The organism is Acinetobacter towneri (assembly GCF_001758345.1).
Taxonomy (GTDB): Bacteria; Pseudomonadota; Gammaproteobacteria; order Pseudomonadales; family Moraxellaceae; genus Acinetobacter; species Acinetobacter towneri_A.
The window spans coordinates 19,435-39,548 of the sequence record NZ_MKQS01000007.1; the positions used below are offsets into that span (position 1 = coordinate 19,435).

Annotated in this window: 18 protein-coding genes and 4 pseudogenes; 7 read left to right on the forward strand and 15 right to left on the reverse strand. The window is 44.3% G+C overall.

All coding sequences use genetic code 11. The features are described from left to right. Positions 1-29: 29 nt before the first annotated feature. Both BJN41_RS05120 and BJN41_RS05125 read right to left on the reverse strand, forming a co-directional pair. Positions 30-1,430, reverse strand: coding sequence for a heavy metal sensor histidine kinase (locus BJN41_RS05120; RefSeq protein WP_034171651.1), 1,401 nt, complete (start codon positions 1,428-1,430; stop codon positions 30-32). Further along, complete coding sequence (locus BJN41_RS05125; protein ID WP_004679347.1) at positions 1,423-2,103, reverse strand: heavy metal response regulator transcription factor; 681 nt, start codon at positions 2,101-2,103, stop codon at positions 1,423-1,425. Before BJN41_RS05125 ends, BJN41_RS05120 begins: the two co-directional genes overlap by 8 nt. 148 nt (positions 2,104-2,251) lie before the next feature. Here BJN41_RS05125 and BJN41_RS05130 point away from each other — a divergent pair, with 148 nt between their 5' ends. The 5 genes from BJN41_RS05130 to BJN41_RS05150 all read left to right on the forward strand — a co-directional run bounded on the left by BJN41_RS05130 (position 2,252) and on the right by BJN41_RS05150 (position 6,295). Then, positions 2,252-2,548: a hypothetical protein gene (locus BJN41_RS05130; RefSeq protein ID WP_019837824.1), complete on the forward strand. Its 297-nt coding sequence runs from the start codon at positions 2,252-2,254 to the stop codon at positions 2,546-2,548. 89 nt (positions 2,549-2,637) lie between these two features. Continuing rightward, positions 2,638-4,557 (forward strand): copper resistance system multicopper oxidase, encoded by a 1,920-nt coding sequence (locus tag BJN41_RS05135; RefSeq protein ID WP_070153882.1) that lies wholly within the window; start codon positions 2,638-2,640, stop codon positions 4,555-4,557. Continuing rightward, positions 4,544-4,882 (forward strand): hypothetical protein, encoded by a 339-nt coding sequence (locus BJN41_RS05140; protein WP_004668310.1) that lies wholly within the window; start codon positions 4,544-4,546, stop codon positions 4,880-4,882. Before BJN41_RS05135 ends, BJN41_RS05140 begins: the two co-directional genes overlap by 14 nt. Continuing rightward, complete coding sequence (locus tag BJN41_RS05145) at positions 4,869-5,813, forward strand: copper resistance protein B (RefSeq protein WP_019837822.1); 945 nt, start codon at positions 4,869-4,871, stop codon at positions 5,811-5,813. The genes BJN41_RS05140 and BJN41_RS05145 overlap by 14 nt, the downstream gene beginning before the upstream one ends. 98 nt (positions 5,814-5,911) lie before the next feature. After that, complete coding sequence (locus tag BJN41_RS05150; RefSeq protein ID WP_019837821.1) at positions 5,912-6,295, forward strand: transposase; 384 nt, start codon at positions 5,912-5,914, stop codon at positions 6,293-6,295. Positions 6,296-6,603: 308 nt separating this feature from the next. Here the strand turns inward: BJN41_RS05150 and BJN41_RS05160 are convergent. The 9 genes and pseudogenes from BJN41_RS05160 to BJN41_RS05195 form a co-directional block, all read right to left on the reverse strand. Further along, a pseudogene (locus BJN41_RS05160) lies at positions 6,604-6,792 on the reverse strand (NADPH-dependent FMN reductase); the annotation flags it as partial. Between the two features lie 5 nt (positions 6,793-6,797). Continuing rightward, positions 6,798-7,841: an ACR3 family arsenite efflux transporter gene (gene arsB / locus BJN41_RS05165; protein WP_019837818.1), complete on the reverse strand. Its 1,044-nt coding sequence runs from the start codon at positions 7,839-7,841 to the stop codon at positions 6,798-6,800. Between the two features lie 7 nt (positions 7,842-7,848). Continuing rightward, positions 7,849-8,322, reverse strand: a complete 474-nt coding sequence (locus BJN41_RS05170) for an arsenate reductase ArsC (protein ID WP_026438201.1) — start codon at positions 8,320-8,322, stop codon at positions 7,849-7,851. Positions 8,323-8,328: 6 nt separating this feature from the next. Then, positions 8,329-8,649, reverse strand: coding sequence for a metalloregulator ArsR/SmtB family transcription factor (locus tag BJN41_RS05175; protein WP_004644580.1), 321 nt, complete (start codon positions 8,647-8,649; stop codon positions 8,329-8,331). Positions 8,650-8,706: 57 nt separating this feature from the next. Then, positions 8,707-9,141, reverse strand: coding sequence for an arsenate reductase (glutaredoxin) (gene arsC, locus BJN41_RS05180; protein WP_070153885.1), 435 nt, complete (start codon positions 9,139-9,141; stop codon positions 8,707-8,709). A gap of 90 nt (positions 9,142-9,231) precedes the next feature. Then, entirely contained in the window at positions 9,232-9,441 is a 210-nt protein-coding gene (locus tag BJN41_RS14670) for a DUF2513 domain-containing protein (protein WP_081406283.1), read from the reverse strand. 7 nt (positions 9,442-9,448) lie between these two features. Beyond that, the gene (locus tag BJN41_RS05185) at positions 9,449-12,700 is read right to left on the reverse strand and encodes a type I restriction endonuclease subunit R (RefSeq protein WP_070153887.1); all 3,252 of its coding nucleotides are present in this window, start codon (positions 12,698-12,700) and stop codon (positions 9,449-9,451) included. Next, positions 12,697-14,052 carry a restriction endonuclease subunit S gene (locus tag BJN41_RS05190; RefSeq protein WP_070153888.1) on the reverse strand — a complete coding sequence of 452 codons (1,356 nt, stop codon included), beginning with the start codon at positions 14,050-14,052 and terminating at the stop codon, positions 12,697-12,699. Before BJN41_RS05190 ends, BJN41_RS05185 begins: the two co-directional genes overlap by 4 nt. Continuing rightward, positions 14,052-16,337, reverse strand: a complete 2,286-nt coding sequence (locus tag BJN41_RS05195; RefSeq protein ID WP_070153890.1) for a type I restriction-modification system subunit M — start codon at positions 16,335-16,337, stop codon at positions 14,052-14,054. The genes BJN41_RS05190 and BJN41_RS05195 overlap by 1 nt, the downstream gene beginning before the upstream one ends. A gap of 300 nt (positions 16,338-16,637) precedes the next feature. Between BJN41_RS05195 and BJN41_RS05200 the strand changes: the two genes are divergently transcribed. Then, complete coding sequence (locus BJN41_RS05200) at positions 16,638-16,808, forward strand: YhfG family protein (protein ID WP_000935322.1); 171 nt, start codon at positions 16,638-16,640, stop codon at positions 16,806-16,808. A 12-nt stretch (positions 16,809-16,820) separates the two neighbouring features. Beyond that, a complete protein-coding gene (locus BJN41_RS05205) occupies positions 16,821-17,417 on the forward strand; it encodes a putative adenosine monophosphate-protein transferase Fic (RefSeq protein WP_042893590.1) in 597 nt (198 codons plus the stop codon). A 67-nt stretch (positions 17,418-17,484) separates the two neighbouring features. Here the strand turns inward: BJN41_RS05205 and BJN41_RS05210 are convergent. From BJN41_RS05210 to merA, 4 genes and pseudogenes are all read right to left on the reverse strand, one after another. Next, positions 17,485-18,060, reverse strand: a pseudogene (locus tag BJN41_RS05210) (ISL3-like element ISPpu12 family transposase); the annotation flags it as partial. Continuing rightward, a pseudogene (locus tag BJN41_RS14680) lies at positions 18,060-18,140 on the reverse strand (mercury resistance protein); the annotation flags it as partial. The pseudogenes BJN41_RS05210 and BJN41_RS14680, both read right to left, overlap by 1 nt. A 47-nt stretch (positions 18,141-18,187) precedes the next feature. Then, positions 18,188-18,382, reverse strand: a pseudogene (gene merD, locus BJN41_RS05215) (mercuric resistance transcriptional repressor MerD); the annotation flags it as partial. A gap of 16 nt (positions 18,383-18,398) precedes the next feature. Next, positions 18,399-20,084 (reverse strand): mercury(II) reductase, encoded by a 1,686-nt coding sequence (gene merA / locus BJN41_RS05220; protein WP_070153892.1) that lies wholly within the window; start codon positions 20,082-20,084, stop codon positions 18,399-18,401. Positions 20,085-20,114: the final 30 nt, after the last annotated feature.

Sequence of the window (20,114 nt, forward strand, 5' to 3'; positions counted from 1 at the left end):
GGGTAAATGGAAGATGTTCAAAAAATGAGTTAAAATGATTCCCCTTGCATGGATTCACTTTGAAAAACAATGGTAAAAATGATTCGACCATTGAGGGATTCAGCCTGGATGGTCGCCCCAAGCATATCAAGAATAGATTTTGTTATCGCGAGCCCTAAGCCGGTTCCTTCTTCTGTTCTTTGTCTAGATGCATCTGTTCGATAAAATCGATCAAATAACCTGGATAGTTGTTCAGGAGAGATTTCAGGGCCTTCATTTTCAATTGAAAATATTGTGTTATCTAAATTCTGTTGAAGTTTTATGCGTATTGTAGAATTCTTATTTCCATATTTAACTGCATTAGATAATAGATTGCTGAGTGCTCGACGTAACATAGCAGGATCACCTTTGACATTTCCAGATCCTGTTTGTTGAAGCGTCATATTTTTTTCGGCAGCTAGCGCATCATAGAAATCAAATAAGGCTGTAACTTCTTTAACCAGGTCAATATTCTGTAAGTTCTGTAATTTTAGGCCATGTTCTGCTTTTGCCAAGAAAAGCATATTGGATACCATTCGAGCCAAACGTTCTAATTCTTCTAAATTAGAAAATAGTATTTCTTGATAAGTACCAATATCTCGGTTACGGGCAAGACATACTTGAGTTTGAGTCATTAAGTTATTAATCGGTGTTCTAATTTCATGCGCTAAATCAGATGAAAAATCGGAAAGCCTTTCTAAAGCTGATTCTAGTCTGTCGAGCATATCATTGAAGGCAATTGCTAATGATTTTAGTTCTGTTGGTGTGTGCTCAACTTCTAAACGTTCTGAAAGATGTTGGGCAGAAATGCCTTCTGCGACCTTAGCCATTTTTTGCACGGGTCTTAAACCTCTCCAGGTTGCAAACCAGCCTAAAAACATTAAACAAATCGTACCGGCTAAACCAATGTAAAAAAGTTGACGCTTAAAATCATTTAAAAAATGTAGATGTTCAGATGTATCGATCCCCACAATAATGCGTACAGATTGTATCTCAGTATTTTTGTTTATATCCGTGTTGTAGATCATGCCACGATAAGTCTTATCCTGAATTTTCCATTTAATCCATGAATTATTTGCTGACTTGGTTAAGTGTTGAGTATTAATTGTTGAAGGTGCTGAACTAAATAAAACTTTACCTGTCGGTCGTTCTATTTGAACCATAAGATCATGGTGTCCAACTAAAGCGTCTCTCAAATAAAGATTAAGTTCTGGAGAGTTTTTAGGATTCTGTTGGATAAGATTCTGAATCAGCTGGATTTTACCTTCTAATTGGGTACGGTCTTGAGTCTCAAAATGATGCATTACTAATTTATTTATGAACAAACCCATAATAATTAGAATGAAAATAGTAGATAATGAGAAAATGATACCGATCCGGAAACTGATCGCTCTGAATAAATTATTATTCATCTTCTACCTCTAATACATACCCCATTCCTCTAATATTTTGAATTAACTTAGGGGTAAAATTACTATCTACTTTATTTCTTAATCGTTTAATAGCGACTTCAACTACATTTGTATCACTATCAAAGTTCATATCCCAAATTTGAGATGCAATAAGTGCTCTTGGTAGAATTTCACCTCTTCTACGCATAAAAAGCTCCATAAGAGCAAATTCTTTAGCCGTTAAATCAATGCGTTGACCTGCTCGTGTTACCCGACGTTTTCTCAAATCAAGTTCTAAATCAGCAATCTTAATAATATTATTATCTTCTCTTTGTTGCCCTCGTCTAAGGAGCGTTTTTATTCGAGCTAGAAGCTCTGCAAAAGCAAAAGGCTTAACTAAATAATCATCAGCGCCTAGCTCTAATCCTTTTACTCGATCTTCGATTTGATCTCGGGCGGTAAGAAAAAGAATGGGCATTGTTTTACCGCTGCTACGAATATCATTGATAATATTCCAACCATTTAGTCCAGGTAACATCACGTCTAAAATAATTAAGTCATACTCTTCAGAAAGAGCTTGATGTTTACCCGTTAACCCATCTGTAACCCAGTCCGTAATATAGCCAGCTTCGGATAAACCTTGCTTGAGATAATCACCAGTTTTTTGTTCATCTTCAACTAATAGTATTCTCATTTCCGAATCCTAAGTCATTCATTAAAACTATAATAACGTTATAAAACATCTGATCGAGATAGATTACAAAAATGTCATTTTCAAGTCACTTAGATGTTCAGTGCTTCACTTTATTGTAGTAACAAGAAATTAACTTTTAGAGAAACTTATGAAAACTGTAGTGCGTCGTAGTCTAACAATTTTAATGTGTGCTGGAACTTTAATTGCTGGTATCCAATCTTGGGCAAAAGATGTATCAACCTCAAGTGCCACTAAAACGGTAAAAGCACAGGAACCTTGTACAAAACCTTGTAAAATGGAAAAAGATGACAAGACTCAGCAAGATCATAGTCAACATCAGTCTCCTAACTCATCTGACATGTCAAAAATGGATCATTCTATGATGAATATGGACCATTCTAAAATGGATCATTCAAAGATGAATATGCCTAGTAGCAATAAATAATTTTATAAATAGCGAGAAAGAAGTATTAAAGTTTATACTAAATATTTGCTTTATTACTTCAATCTTGACCTTTCTAAAGGTGAGATAGAATGTCAAAAAAGTTAAGTCATATACTCTTAATTGGAGTTGGTTTATTTTCATCAACTTGGGTAATGGCGGCAGTTAAAGAATATGATTTAACAATCGCTGAACAAACTGTAAATATCACAGGAAAACCAGTTGAGAGAATTACCGTAAATGGTCAATTTCCTGCGCCTTTGCTTGAGTTTGAAGAGGGTGATGAAGCCATCATTCGCGTGAAAAATAATTTAAAAAACCAAGATTCTTCTATTCATTGGCACGGACTGTTGTTGCCGGGCATTATGGATGGTGTACCGGGATTTAATGGTTTTAACGGTATTAAGCCTCAAAGCGAGTATGTTTATAAATTCAAGATTCGCCAAAGCGGGACTTATTGGTATCACGCTCATTCTAAAGGACAGGAACAGGACGGCTTATATGGTTCTTTTGTGATTTATCCAAAAGGTAAAACACCATTGGCAGCACATGAAAAAGCTGAACGTGACTATGTGGTGATGTTGTCAGATTTTCATGAAAAAACCAGTGATCAAATTCAGAAAGATCTTAAAATTTCAGCTGAATATTATCAAGATCAGCGTGAAACCTTGGGTGATGTTTGGAAGCAGGTTAAACGTGATGGCATAAAAGCGACATGGTCTGACCGCAAAATGTGGAATCAGATGCGTATGCTAAAAACCGACATGTCGGATGTTACAGGTTATACCTTCCTCATTAATGGCAAAACACCTGAACAAAATTGGACAGGAATGTTTAAACCGAATGAAAAAATTCGCCTACGTTTTGTGAATGCATCTGCGATGTCTTTCTACGATGTCCGTATTCCTAACTTGAAAATGACTGTGGTCAGTGCTGATGGTCAGCCTGTAAAACCTGTTGCTGTGGATGAGTTTCGTATTGGCACAGCTGAAACTTATGATGTGATTGTGGAGCCCAAAGGCGGACATTATCAAATTGAAGCTGAGTCAATTGACCGTGCAGGCTATGCGATTGGTACACTGCACAATGAATTAAATCCTATGACACATGGCATTCATATGCCTGCACCACGTCCACGCTCACTTTTGACCATGGAAGATATGGGACATGGTGGCGGTGATCATGCAGGAATGGATCATTCGAAAATGAACCACGGCAATATGCAAGGCATGGATCACTCGAAAATGGATCATTCAAAAATGAACCATGGCGATATGCAAGGCATGGATCACTCGAAAATGGATCATTCAAAAATGAACCATGGCGATATGCAAGGCATGGATCACTCGAAAATGGATCATTCAAAAATGAACCATGGCGATATGCAAGGCATGGATCACTCGAAAATGGATCATTCACAGCATGGCACAGCAAAACCACAAGAAAATGATCAAGTGGTTTATGGTTGGGCAAATGCATCTACACCTGCGGGCAATAAAGCCTTGCAATATAGTGATTTAAAATCTTTAGAACCGCAAAAAGATACTCGTGAAGCTAGCAGTGAATTAGTAGTGCGTTTGGGCGGTACTATGGAGCGTTATATTTGGACGATTAACGGTAAAAAATTCAGCGATGCTGAGCCATTAAAAGTGAAGTATGGCGAGCGTATCCGTATCAAATTTATTAATGACAGTATGATGGCGCACCCCATGCATTTACATGGCATGTTTATGCAGTTGGAGAATGGTCAAGAGTCGGTAGATATGCCGAATAAACACACATTGATTGTACCACCGGGTAAAACAGTGACTGCTTTATTAACTGCGGATGAGTTGGGCGAATGGGCAATCCATTGTCATTTGTTGTATCACATGAGTGCAGGAATGATGAACAAGTTGATCGTGGCAAATGTTAGCGATGAACAAGTGTCTACAACGCCAATTCAAGGTACAAATTCGACTCAAACTCAACAAGTAACTGAGCAAAAAGGAGCTGAACATGCACATCACTAATTTTGTATTGAAAGCGATTTTTTCTGTTGCGGTATTGAGTTTAACGACCTTAAGTGTGGCGCACGAAGGGCATCATTCAACTGCTCAGACTGATGGAAAAAATGTACCATCAATGAATCATCAAGCGATGTCTGAGATGGATCATTCACAGCATTCTCCACAAGAGCATGCACAACACATGCAGATGATGGGGAAAATGAATCATGCTGCACATTCAGCACCGATGAACCATCAACATGCAGGTCATCAGCCAATGCATCACAAATCAACAGAGAAACAGCAAGATCAAAAAGTACAGAAAGGAGATCAACATGCGCACCATTAATCTTTTTTCTAAAACTGTTTTAGCAAGCTCTTTGTTGATGGTCAGTGCAGTGAGTTTGGCACATAATGGTGAAGATCATAGTGCGCCTGAAAAAATGACAGTTGCTACATCTTCTAGTCAAAATCAGCCGATGCAAATGGATCGCTCTCAAATGAACTATAGCCAAATGAATCAGGCACAACATCAGGCAACATCTACGGTTAATCATTTACATCATGTACCAGATGCGAATGCTCAGCAGAGTTCGCATTATGATCATCGCTCAGAACACGGTGCGCAAATTTATGCGATTACGACAGTGGATAATAAGTGGCTTGTCAATGAAGATGGCACAGGTGATTTAAAGTCAGAGTTTGAAACCCGTATTGGCACAGATGAAAATAAGGTTTTTATTAAAATTCATGCCGATAAAGAAGAATCGCATGATGCACATTATGATGCCAAACTTTTATATAGCCGTATGATTTCAGACTTTTGGGATGCACAGATTGGTACACGTTATCGTAGTGAAAAAGTTGAACTCAATGATCATCGCAAAGACACCGAAGAAAATGTTGATGCGGTGATTGGCTTACATGGTATGGCGCCATATTTCTTTGAAACTGATGCTTATCTCTATGCGGGAGAAGACAATTATGCGGGCTTTAGCCTAGAAACGGAACGTGATTTTCTGATTACGCAAAAGTTGATTATTCAACCTTATTTAGAGTTGGATGCTATCTTTAGTGATGACTCTAAATATGCGAAAAAAACTGGTTTAAGCAGTGCAACCGCAGGGTTTGAAACTCGCTATGAAATCAGTAAAAAGATCATGCCGTATATCGACATTGCCTATGAGTATTCAAAAGGTAATGATGAAACGTCGTGGCAAATAGAATCAAACTCTGAGAAAGGTTGGTTATATGGAGCTGGTGTTAGATTTAGATTTTAATTAATTTAATGAGTAAGCATCCGGCTAACACAGCCTTACCAAGCGATCCTATAAGCCTTAATTTAGTTCCCACCTAAAAACAAGTGGGAACTTAATCCATGAACATGGATATATATTCAGCAACACCTCCTGTTGCTAAAAAACGCAGAACATACAGCAAAGAATTCAAACTCAGTATTGTCAATGCCTGCAAAAATCCTAATACGTCGATCGCTTCGGTCGCACTGCAACATAGTATTAATGCCAACCTTGTCAGTCGTTGGATCAGGATTTTCAGCCATCATGAGGGTGCCGTGCAGGATCCTACTCATGTGAATCCAGCATTTATTGCTTTGCCTTACACTGCTGCAATCAGCCAACCTATTGATGAGAGGATCACGTTGTGTATCACCGTGCCTCATACGAATAATGATATTCAGCTAAAATGGCAGACATCAGAAATACCTGTCTTGGCAGAATTACTCAAGGCACTGGCAACATGATCCGCATTGATGAAATCTGGTTGTCTACTCAGCCCATGGACATGCGTGCAGGTATGGATACGACCATGGCTCAGGTGGTGAGAGCCTTTGGTTTATGGTATAGAATCCAATTTTTACGATACAAATCAGAACTACATTGGGATGCGACTTACCACTTTAAAATACAGTTTGATTGGTCCTGAATATTGGGTTCGGTTCAAGTACACCAACACAACGTTTAAAGTCGAAAAAAGTTCATATTAATCAATTATTTTATGATTAATAACATTCGTGTAACCCTGAAATTTCGGCTTTCAGGGTTTTAAGTTAATTTTTACTTCAGCGCCAAACTGCTCCAAAATACGTCCTGCTTCCATCACCGCCAATCGGCTGTATGAGCGCTCACGGTTTGAACCATACAGCAGCAAAATACGCGGTGGATGATCCAGCTCTTTAGCTTGTACTTTTTCTAAAGTCGGTTGATCGAGAAGATTCATATCTACATTTGGGAGAGTCATAGAAATTACACCTCTGCTTTAAAAAACTTTTTTCTGAGCCACAAAGACACACTGACTAAAGCAATCAACACTGGTACTTCAACCAGTGGACCAATTACAGTAGTAAACGCCACAGGTGAAGCTAAACCAAAAGTTGCAATCGCTACAGCCAACGCCAATTCAAAGTTATTCCCCGCAGCAGTAAAGGAAATTGCTGTAGTTTTAGGGTAATCATTGCCCATCCATTTGCTCATAAAAAAGCTGATGAAGAACATCACAATAAAGTAAATGGTCAATGGAATGGCAATACGTAAAACATCCAGTGGTAAACTCACCACATCATTTCCTTTGAGGCTAAACATCGCCACAATCGTGAACAACAAAGCAAGCAAACTCAGTGGGCTAATTTTTGGTAAGAAGACATTTTGATACCAATCCAAACTTTTCGCTCGAACCAGAATAAATCGTGTCATAAAGCCAAGGAAGAACGGAATCCCTAAATACACGAATACCGCATGAGTAATCGTCCAGAAATCCACATTGATCACTTGCCCTGCAACACCAAAATAAGGTGGTAAGAAGGTCAAGAACAACCAAGCATAGGTACTGAAAAATAAAATTTGGAAGATACTGTTAAAAGCCACCAATGCAGCAACATATTGGTTATCCCCACAGGCCAAACCGTTCCACACCAAGACCATCGCAATACAACGAGCCAGTCCTATCAGGATTAAGCCTGTCATATACTCTGGATAGCTATGTAGAAAAACAATGGCTAAGGCAAACATCAATACTGGTGCTATCACCCAGTTCTGTACTAAGGACAAAGTTAAGGTTTTTTTGTCTTTAAACACTTGTGGTAGCGCTGCATAATCCACTTTAGCTAATGGCGGATACATCATCAAAATCAAACCTATCGCAATAGGAATATTGACTGAATCCACACTCATTTTATCCAAAGCGACAGAGGCTTGCGGAAAAAACACGCCTATCGCAATCCCTAAAGCCATGGCAATAAAAATCCATAGCGTGAGGTTACGATCTAAAAAGGATAATCTTTGTTGAGCCATAATTTTCTCATTCAATATCTGAGATGTGATTGATTGCAGCAATCAATTCAGGACGAGACATATGTGCTGTATCCAATGCAAATAAAGCATCTAAACGACGATTGATATGGTCTACAGTCACTTGGAATGCCTGTAATTTTTCTTCTTTAGGTAAGTCTAAGTGTGATGGATCAGCCAAACCCCAATGTGCCTTGATCGCTCCGCCTAAATAAAGCGGACACGCTTCTTGTGCTGCTGAATCACAAACCGTAATCACCACATCAGGTTGGTATTGTTCACAATCATCAATGGTTTTACTCCACAAACCATCTGTTGACAGACCTAGATTTTCCAAGGTTTCAATCGTCAGTGGGTGTACCTGTCCCGATGGTTTACTGCCCGCACTATAAGCTTTCCAACCCTCTGGGGCACGACTATTAAAAAGCACTTCGGACAAAATGCTACGGCAACTATTTCCAGTACACAAAAAAAGGAATTTCATATTGTTCTACTCGCAATAACTATTGATTTGTTGAAATGATGGAGCAACTTTTGGCTGTAAATCAGCATTTTTAAGGGTGTTAAGTATGTCTAGGCACCAAATGGGTAAATTAGGATTGAGACTGTAATAGACCCATTGCCCTTGACGTCGATCTTGTAAGAGACCCGAAGAACGCAGTAAGGCTAAATGCCGTGAAATCTTAGGTTGGCTCAACTGTAATTTTTCAGTCAAATCACAGACACACTGTTCATTATTCCCAAGAACCAACATGACAATGTTGAATCGAGTTTCATCAGCCAAACATTTAAAGAAATTGATTTGATCCATATTTTTACCCACTCAAACATATGGATATATCAATATTCACATATATCCATGAAATTTTTATTTCAATCGCTGCCCATTTGCATCAATCACTTGTTCACCATCCTCTTTAGTGAAAGCACCTTTTTGTGAGAGGGGCAGAATTTCTAAAACCAGCTCTGACGGACGACTTAAACGAGTTCCTAATTCAGTTACCACGAATGGACGGTTAATCAAAATTGGATACTGAAGCATAAAATCTAAAAGCTGTTCATCCGTCCAATCATCACGTTCTAGTTCTAGCTCAGAATACGGCACAACATTTTTACGAATTGCCTCTCGCACGGTTAAACCCGCATTTACGATCATTTGAATCAGTTCATTTTTCGATGGTGGTGTAACTAGATACTCAATCACTTCAGGTTCAATGTTGGCATTACGAATTAAGGCCAATGTGTTGCGTGATGTTCCACATTCAGGGTTGTGATAAATCTTCACTTTTGGAATCGCAGTCATTTACTCAAACTCAATTGAATCTTTACATATATTTATATACGAATAGACATATATATGCAATTCCAAATATACTGCTCTTCTGAAAATGCTTTAAGTTAATAAACTAGTCAAAGCTAAACCAAGCATGACCTTAATAGATTCAAAAGTTATATCTACGCCTTTTTCTTTAGAAATCTCTTTAATATGATTCCAAACATTCTGATCTCTAAGCGTATCTAATAATTCATGCCCATCCCAAGTGTTATCGGCATTGTAAAAATGCCCCCTAACGGCATTTAAAAACTGACCCCCTTGGTTAATATAGCGGTCATTTTGGACTGCTCAACATATCAAAGATCACCCGTGCAAAGATGCTGGCCTTCGCCGGATCAGACAGCAACTGCATCATCTGTTCCTGATGTGCAGCACTACTGCCAAAAAYGGCATCATCCATCGCTTTCGGGAAATCACCCAGCATGKCTTGTTCACGAGTATTGTTGGCGATCTGCTTCATGACAATTTCATTCTCAGCCAGTTTGTCACGTACCGTATAGGCATAGTTCAGCATGTCTTTATCGGTTAGGTTATCAGTGATAAAGACATCATTCAGACGCTCAATGATCTGTGACAGGAATTCTTCTTTCTTATCACGTGGCTTGGCTGCACCGAGGTCATTGCCCGGTTCCAGCTTAAAATCTTCGGCATCTTCTTTCAGCTTGATGTCCTGCTGACGGATCTTAGACAAGCGGTAATGGCTCATGCTGACATTACTTAAGTCCACCTCATCGTCTTTCGTTGCGGTTTCACGCAGCAATGGACGCAGGTTACGCGCATACAGACTGAGCTTCTCCAGTTCTTTGTCATCGTAGTCCACGATCTGTGACATAAACTCGTAAAAACGGGTAAAGCTGCCCAAGTCTTTTTTAAAGATTTCCAGTTTGTCTTTTTCAAGCTTGGCCTCTTTAAAGGCATTGTCGGCATTGGCAATCAGCACCGCATCATTGGTGTTCTTGCAGCGTTCCAGCATATCTCGGGTGGTGTTATAGGCTTCGATGGCCTGACTATAACGTTTCTGCCAGCGTTCAACCGCGGGTTTGCAGATATTACTAATCGCAGCATTGGATTTGTTCTTGGTAAAGAAGGCTTCTACAAACTGCTCGACTTCCGTCCACAAGAAAATTTTGCTGGCTTTCAGCTTTTCAAACAAGTCAAAGATCTGATCCGGATTCGATACATCAGCCAGTTCTGCAGTTTGGTAATACGGTTGGAATGCAGCCAGAATATCTTCAGGCGCATTAAAGAAGTCCAACACAAACGTGCCCGACTCTGCCTTACCTGGGTAGGTTCGATTTAGACGTGACAAGGTTTGTACGCACTCCACACCACCCAGCTTTTTGTCTACGTACATGGCACACAGTTTCGGTTGGTCAAAGCCAGTCTGGAACTTGTTGGCCACCAGCATCACCTGATAGTCATCACTGTCAAAGGCCTTGCGCATTTCCCGACCTTTCAGTCCCGGGTTCATGTTGCGTTCATTAAAGGTCTGCCCGACTAAACCACTACTGTCGGTATCCTTGTCATTAAACTCAACCTCACCCGAGAAAGCGACCATAGCCTGAATAGACTTATAGCCCTGATCCGTCACGTATTTGTCAAAGGCCAGCTTGTAACGCACAGCTTCCTTCCGTGAACTGGTCACGACCATGGCTTTAGCCTGCCCGCCCAATAAGCCCATCACGTTGTTTTTGAAATGCTCGACAATGACTTTCACTTTCTGAGAAATGTTGTGGTCATGCAGGCGCACCCACTGATTCAGTCTGATCTTAGCTTTTTTGGCATCGACCTGTTTGTCGGCTTGTTCAATTTTTTGTTTGAGCTTATACACCACTTTATAGTTGGTGTAGTTTTTCAGCACATCCAGAATAAAGCCTTCTTCAATGGCTTGGCGCATGGAGTAGACATGGAAGGCTTCCGGCTTGTTTTGCTTGGATGGCGGTAGCTCAGGATTGGGTACACGGCCAAACAGTTGCAGGGTTTTGTCTTTCGGTGTCGCGGTAAAGGCATAGTAGCTGAGGTTATTACTGCCCTTACGTGCAGCCACCACCGCATCCAGAATATCTTCCGAGGACAATTCTGCATCCTCATCACGCTCTTCCAGCATCAACACTTCTTTCAGTTGTCGTGCTGTCGAGCCGCTTTGTGAAGAATGCGCTTCATCGGCAATCACCGCATAGCGTCGCTGTTTCAGGTTGGTACTGTTTTCAATCGCACGCAGCACAAAGGGGAAAGTCTGGATGGTCACAATGATAATCGGCTGTGAGGTTTCCAGTGCTTTGGCCAGTTTTTCCGATTTGGAGCCATCGCCTTCTTTATTGTTGATGCGTCCGACCACGCCATCGGCATGTTCAAACTGGTAGATGGTGTCCTGTAACTGGGCATCCAGAATGGTACGATCCGTGACCACAATCACCGAGTCAAACAGCTTGTGATTGTGCTGATCATACAAGGTCGACAATTGATGCGCTGTCCAAGCAATTGAGTTGGACTTACCTGAACCTGCACTGTGCTGAATCAGATATTTCTGTCCAGTGCCCTCCTCTAAGGCGGCATTGATCAGTTTAGTGACCACATTCCACTGGTGGTAACGTGGGAAGATAAGCAGTTCTTTTTTGTACTTGCGTCCTTCCCAGTCTTCTTTTTCTTCAATTTGCAGATGGACAAAACGTCCAATGATATTCAGCAAATTGTCCGGTGTGAGGACTTCATTCCACAGGTAGGCGGTGGCGTACTGATTCTGGTCTTCTGGCACATCATTGCCTGCGCCACCGTCATGCGTGCCTTTATTGAATGGCAGGAAAAAAGTATCTTCTCCAGCCAGCTGGGTCGCCATATAGACTTCGTATTGACTCACGGCAAAGTGTACCAATGCGCCACGCTTAAACATCAGCAAGGGTTCAGGCTTGTTGGTTTCTGGATCTTTCGGCAAGCGGGTGCGTTTGTACTGCAACATGGCATTTTGCACCGCCTGTTTAAACTCGGACTTGAGTTCGAGAGTAGCAACAGGAAAGCCGTTAATAAACAATACCAAGTCAATACGCCATTTCTTGGCCTGTTTGCCCATGTCCTGTAACTCAGCAGCCGTAGCATACGGGCTATAGACCAACTCTGGCACAATGCGGCAGATGTTCTTTTTGTAATTGGCTAAGGTATCGGGATTTAGTGCATGTTCAGGTTTAAACTGACACAGGAAAAAACGGGCACTGCGGGTTTTCACTCCGTGACGCAGCACACCTAAAGTGCCATAGCTACGTGACTGTTCATCAGTGGCATTGATGTCGGCCTTCTTCAACTGGGCAACCACGGCTTCTAGAAAATGCCGCTCGGTATCCTGCGGAAAGATGCGCTGAAACTTTTGCCAGTCCTGGCTTTGCGTCTGCTGTACAAAGTCCAAAACGTCCCGCTCATACAAGGTGGTTTCACGGTTGTAGCCTTGTGGCGTACCGAGTTGCCAACCCTGTGCCAGCATTTGGGAAATAATGTCGTTCTGGAAAATGCTTTCACGGGTGGCGTCTAGACTCATGTGCTGAACTCCGTGTCTGCTTCAGCAAGCGTTGGGGGTTGCCAGTGACGAACGTCAATCTTTCCAGTCACTGCGGCTGAGATGAGAGCGGTTCGGCGTTCTTTTAATAATTCAATTTGCTCACAAGCTCTACCAATTAAATGACTAAATTTTATTTTTTGTTCAGCTATGAATACATAAATAGCTTCTTGCTCATTTGTGTCTGGTGCCACTGCTACAATTTCATTTAATATTGCAATATTGATAACTCCCATCGTTCCCCCTCTAGAGAGTTGCTCAAATTGCTTAAATACAGCTTCACTCTTAAGAAATTCTCGATAAAAATATGAATTATGATCTTTAGAAAGAGTAGCTTTTATTAGGCGAGGGTTAATTATGCCTTTTTCCCCATTTGAAGGAAAAACGGCTATTTTACCGAATGTACCCACACAACTTATTAGAATATCTCCTGGATCAACCGCATATCTAGCTAACTCTTTATAGTTTTTTTCAGAAATATAATAATCGCCTATTTCAAAATTATTTGGAATTACTTGCTCTTGACCATAAACTTTAAAACCTTGATTAACATACATATCTTTAGTAATACTAGAACCAAATGGTCCAGCAATAATACTGTCACACAAGAATTTAAAACGAGTTACTTTCCAATGCTCCGGCACTTCCCCTAACCATTCCACACCCGAATCTTTCATCGGGACATTCGGATCAAGCCCTTTGGTCACAGCATGGCTAATTACCGCTTGGCGCTTTTCTTTCAGCAGTTCGATCAGTTGTTGTTGTTTTTCAATCAGATGATCGATTTTGGCAGTTTCGTGGTCGAGGAAGTTGGCGATCTTTTCCGCTTCAATATAAGGTATCTTGACTAATAAAGCATTTCTTATCAGTTCTTGATTAAGAATATTTGCACCATAAATATTGGTTGAAGCATTCTCGATAACAAATTTAGGCAAAGCATAATACAAATAAGACAAAGGCAGTTTTGCTGAATGTAGAAATGATGCGATTGCTTCATTGGTATACATATCACAACCAGCAAATGAAACAGTTCCAACAGATAACTTAAAGCTATACATCAGAGAGCCTTTAGGGGTGATATCCATAGATGCTTCTAAAGCGGCTTTATCAGATATCTGCTTAACCGTATTGTTAATTACCTTACCTTTTAAATCTGAAATATTAACCCAAAGATTATCTCCAATAAAATTGGAATCATTTTTAGTCGGCGGAGTCCATCCCACTTGAAATGGAGCTAAGTATTTAACTTTACTGACAATCCAATGTTCAGGAATCTCACCTAAAAAACCAACCCCTGAATCCTTATACTCTGCATAGGCCTGATACTTCGCCATTATGAATGCACCTCTTGTAGCAGCTGCATAATCTCGGCACTCACCGCATCCAAATCCGCATCAATCTCAGCTAAATCACGCGGTGGCTGGTACACGTAGAAATGACGGTTAAACGGAATTTCATAACCGACAATGCCAATCTCACCATCTTTCTCATCGCGCTTGTCAGCATTAATCCAGGCATCGGCCACGTGTGGCTGTACTTCACGTTTAAAATACTCTTCGATCAGCTCAGTCGTACTGACCTTTGGATTCAGCGCAATGTTCTCCGCATCACGCAAATCCCCATCCTGTACAAACTCCACCACTTTACCTTGGTAGCTGAACTGGCCATACAGTGGGTTTTCTGCCTGTTTCACGACCTTGTTAATCACTGGTTCCGCTTCCGGATTTTTCCAGGTAATGGCATCTAACAGTTGTTTCTTCTCTTTGGCATCCAGCTTCATGTCGGTCTGCTTGAGGGCTTTTTTCAACACTTCATCAAACTGGTTAAAGTCATCAAACTGCTCAGTACCAATCACCTCTTGTAACGCCTCGGCTTTTTCCATCAGGGCTTTCTGGAATAGCCAGATTTTGCTATCCAATACCTCTTTAATGTCTTTTTCTTTTAGCTCAGGGAACTCGGCTTTAATCAGGGCACGCACCTCAAGCGCCACGTCCTGCAACTGACCATAAGTTTCAGCTGTCCATTCTTTACCAAATGCTGTGCCTAATTGCGCATCGATACTTTGCATCACGGCATTAAACGGTTTCGGCGCAAAACGTAATGCAGCAATCGCGCTATCCGTGATCTGTGCCGATAAACGTAATGGACGTTCAATGGTCACGCGACGGTAGCCAAATTCATGGCTGTCAAAAATCTTGCTGGCGAATGGTTTTTGCTGTTCGGTTTCGCCATCCTGCGCCAAGGTGTCTACCGCCACAAAGTCACCGTAATTTTGGGTAATGGTGGCAATTTCAGTTTCAGTGAGATAGTTACGTTTTGAACCCAGCGACTTACGCATTTTGGTACTAAGGTTTGAGGCATTGATCAGCTGTACCTTGCCTTTACGTTCAGCGGCTTTTTTATTGCTGAGTACCCAGATATAGGTGGCAATCCCGGTGTTGTAGAACATATCGTTCGGTAAGGCAATAATGGCTTCCAGCAAGTCGGCCTCTAAAATATAGCGACGGATCTCGCTTTCGCCACTGCCAGCACTACCAGTAAATAAAGGTGAACCATTTAGGATAATCCCGATGCGGCTACCACTCTCGGTACTGCTGGCATCACGCATCTTGCTGATTAGGTGCATCAGGAATAATAGTGAACCATCAGACACGCGTGGCAAGCCTGCACCGAAACGGCCATCAAAGCCTTTTTGTTCATGCTCGTCCTTGATGTCCTGTTCGATTTTTTTCCAGTCCACTCCAAAAGGTGGGTTAGACAGCATGTAGTCAAACTGATCCACAGCAAGCTGGTCATTCGACAGCGTGTTGCCGAGTTTAATCCGGCTCACGTCTTGGCCTTTGATCAGCATGTCGGCTTTACAGATGGCATAGGATTCCGGATTGAGTTCCTGACCAAACGCACGCATCACCGCATTCGGGTTCAGCTCATGCAGATATTCCATGCCTGAAGACAGGAAGCCACCCGTCCCAGCTGTCGGGTCGTAAATGGTACGGATAATGCCGTCTTTAGTCAGGACGTCATCATCTTCCATAAACACCAGTGCCGTGGTCAAACGTACGATGTCACGCGGGGTAAAGTGTTCCCCAGCCGTTTCATTAGAACCTTCGGCAAAACGACGGATCAGTTCTTCAAACACCAAGCCCATGTCATGGTTGGATACGTTCTTTGGACTCAGATCCGTGGTAGCAAACTTTTGCACGACTTTATACAAAAGGTTGGCATCATCGAGTAAGCCTGCAAATTCGATGAAGTTAAAGTATTCAAAAATCTCACGGGCATCTTTAGAGAAACTTTGCACATAGGTGCTTAAGTTGGCCTTGATATCACTCTGCCCCATTTTGCTGAGATCCATTGGGGAGGTGTTAAAGAAGGCTAGACCGTTGGTGGCACGCAGCAATAACTTTTCTTGAGCTTCTTCTGGCAGATTCAGCTTGGAGACTTTTTCATGTTCTGCCAGTACCGCAGCCTTGCTTTGTTCCAGTACACATTCCAGACGACGCAACAAGGTAAATGGCAGAATGATGCGGCCATATTGTGATTGTTTGAAGTCACCACGCAGCAGGTCGGCAACCGACCAGATGAAAGAAGCGATTTGTGAAAAGTTATTGTTGGTCATAGTGGTGAATCAATTCCTGAATTCTTATCTGTGATCAGTATCTGGCGACACTTCGGTTGCTAGAGATAATACTGATAATTTTTTAACTGTTGGATAATATTATATTATTTAAAAGCAGATTGTTGATTATTCATTTATTGCATGACAGTTAAGCGACAAATTTTGTCGTCTGGTTTCAGATTTTTCTCATAGAAGGTTCATCCACCATAACGTTACAACCCTGCTTTTGAAAGCCGTGCCTATTTATAAGCCCATCTGCTAAACTAGGCTTGCATTACCTTTGTTCAAGGAAATTCCAGAATGCTAAACACTCTCGAACAGAAAAAAAAATATATCCAAGCTACGCGCTTGCAGAATTATCAAGCCAGTTTAAAGCTGGAAGGCATTAACCCGTCCTCAACCGCACCGGCATTAAGTAAAGCTCAGATTCTACAGAAATATAAGAAATTCTCACAGACCTCGGAATCGTGATCAGGCTTCCTTATGGATAAATATGGTGAAATGGGTGACAGCATTTACTGTTACCCCGACTCGGACGTCCTCAAAAACAAACTGAACATTCAGGATGCTAAAATTCTGCAACAAGCAGAACTGGAGTTGACTGAGTATGCCAGCACACGAATTGAGTATGCGGAGCCACCTTACGATCTCAAATACCTGCAATCCATTCACTTTCAGCTCTTTTCAGACCTGTATGCCTGGGCAGGTGAACTAAGACAAGTGGATATTGCCAAAGGCGATACCCGCTTTTGTACCTTCCCGCGTATTGAAATTGAAGCCAATAAGCTCTTCAAGCAACTTGAGCAGCAGCACTATTTTCAAGGTTTAGCCAAACCAGTACTTATCCAAAAAATCGCTGATTTTTATTGTGAAGTCAACGTGATTCACCCATTTCGTGAAGGCAATGGACGCACCCAGCGTATCTTCTTTGAACACCTACTTGCTCACTGCGGCTATGGGGTACAGTGGAGTAAAATTAACAATAAGGAAGTCTGGATTCAGGCCAATATTGATGGATTCAACTGCCGGCTAGATGGACTGATCGCTATTTTTGAAGCCTGCATTATCACTCCTGAATAACAAAAAAATGGGTATACGGATTTAATGGTTGATGGGGCACCTTCACCCCATCAATCTGATACCACCCTCAGATGGTTGATAGATCGACTCCGTAGTTGAGTTCCTCTGCGAAGTCCGGCAGTCCGTAACCGATGGTTTTCTTGTAGAAAGGAGAGACCTTCGCAGTCGGTGCCTTCTTCTTGTGCTTCGTGGTGTAGAGCATTCGTGCCCGCATCACCTCGAAGGAGTAACCGCGCCCTTCACGGTTCTTGTCCTTGGCCAGTCGGTTGATGGACTCCGTGTAAGCGTTGGTGACGGGCATGTCCGTCTCGAAGTAGGTCATGGTCTCTTCGCGCCAGTTTCCCACTGCCCTGACCAGATCGCTCCAGACTTCCTTTTGGCCCTTCGGGATGGTGGCTATCCACTCGTCCAGGGCGGCTTCTGCCTGGAGCCGTGTGGTGGCGTCCCAGATGCCGTAGAAGCGCTCCTTGTGCTCGTAGGCGGCCAGCAGTTGCGGGAACGCGCCTGTCCAGGTCTCCATGATGAGGCGCTCCCGGTCTGAGACTTCGTGAGCGCGTTTCAGCAGGATTTTCCGGTCTCCCTTGAGAGTCCGGCTCTGGGACGGTTTCAGCTCCTTTCTGAGGCCCTTGCGCACTCTCTCTAGGTCAACACGGCCAGCGCACCCCACAGGTAGCCGGAAACGGGTTGGCGCGTCTCGGGCGGCAGTTTGTCAGGGGCGTTCACGGCAATGCCTCCTCGTGCGCCCGCTCGGCTGGCATGGAGGCCAGTTGCGCGTCCAGGCCGATGCCCGCCTCGAAGGCCGCCCGCACGAAGCACAGCCGTTGCAAGGCGGCATCATCGAACAGGCCATAGCCGCCCGGGGTGCACGCCACCGGACGCAGCAATCCGCGCAGCAGGTAGTCGCGCACGATATGCACGCTCACCCCGGCATCAAGGGCCAGCCGGGACACGGTGTAGGCGCTCATTGAAAACCTCCTTTTTTTATCCAGCGCAGCAGGAAAGCTGCTTCACGTCCTTGTTGAAGGTCTGCGCCGCAAGCTTCAACCCCTCGACCATTGTCAGGTAGGGGAACAACTGGTCAGCCAGTTCCTGCACCGTCATGCGGTTGCGGATGGCGAGCACCGCCGTCTGGATCAGTTCGCCCGCTTCCGGGGCCACCGCCTGCACGCCGATGAGCCGTCCGCTACCTTCCTCGATGACCAGCTTGATGAAGCCGCGTGTGTCGAAGTTGGCAAGCGCTCGCGGAACGTTGTCGAGTGTCAGCGTGCGACTGTCGGTCTCGATGCCATCGTGGTGCGCTTCCGCCTCGCTGTAGCCCACGATGGCAACTTGCGGGTCGGTGAACACCACTGCCGGCATCGCGGTCAGATTGAGGGCTGCGTCGCCGCCGGTCATGTTGATCGCGGCACGGGTGCCGGCGGCCGCTGCCACGTAGACGAACTGCGGCTGGTCGGTGCAGTCGCCGGCCGCGTAGATGTTCGGGTTGCTCGTGCGCATGCCTTGGTCGATAACGATGGCCCCTTGCGCATTGACAGTGACCCCCGCCGCGTCCAGCGCGAGGCTGCGCGTATTCGGTGCCCGACCGGTGGCAACCAGCAACTTGTCAGCGCGCAATTCACCGTGTCCGGTGGTCAGCACGAATTCGCCGTTCACATGGGCGACCTGGCTGGCTTGCGTGTGCTCCAGCACCTCGATGCCCTCGGCACGGAAAGCGGCTGTCACCGCCTCGCCGATGGCCGGGTCTTCACGGAAGAACAAGGTATTGCGCGCCAGGACCGTGACCTTGCTGCCCAGCCGGGCAAAGGCTTGCGCCAGCTCCAGCGCCACCACCGACGAGCCGATTACGGCAAGGCGTTCGGGAATGGTGTCGCTCGCCAGGGCCTCGGTGGAAGTCCAGTAGGGTGACTCTTTCAAGCCCGGAATCGGCGGGACCGCCGGGCTGGCACCCGTGGCGACCAGGCAGCGGTCGAACATCACGACGCGCTCGCCACCCTCGTTCAAACGGACGGTAAGGCTCTGGTCGTCCTTGAAGCGCGCCTCACCGTGCACAACGGTGATGGCCGGATTACCGCCCAGGATGCCTTCGTACTTGGCGTGCCGCAGTTCGTCGACGCGGGCCTGCTGCTGGGCCAGCAGCTTACTGCGGTCAATCGTAGGCACAGTTGCCGCAATACCGCCATCGAACGGGCTTTCCCGGCGCAGATGGGCGATGTGGGCGGCGCGGATCATGAACTTGGACGGCACACAGCCGACATTGACGCAGGTGCCGCCGATGGTGCCGCGCTCGATCAGCGTGACCTGCGCGCCTTGCTCGACGGCCTTCAGTGCTGCCGCCATTGCCGCGCCACCGCTACCAATGACGACGACCTGCAACGGGCGTTCGTTGCCACTGGGCTTATCAGCGGCCCCTATCCAGCCGCGCATCTTGTCGAGCAGGCCGGCGCGGTTGTCCGTCGGTGGCGCATCGGCAAGCGTTGCCTCGTAGCCCAGTCCGGCCACGGCGGTAGTCAGCGCATCCGATGACGTGCCCGCCTCAATGGCGAGTTGCGCTGTGCCCTTCGGATAGGACACCAGCGCCGATTGCACGCCGGGCACTTTCTCCAAGGCTTCCTTGACGTGAGCCGCGCACGAGTCGCAGGTCATCCCGGTGATTTTCAGGGTGGTCATGTATTTTTCCTTTTCTGTGGTGGCTACGGC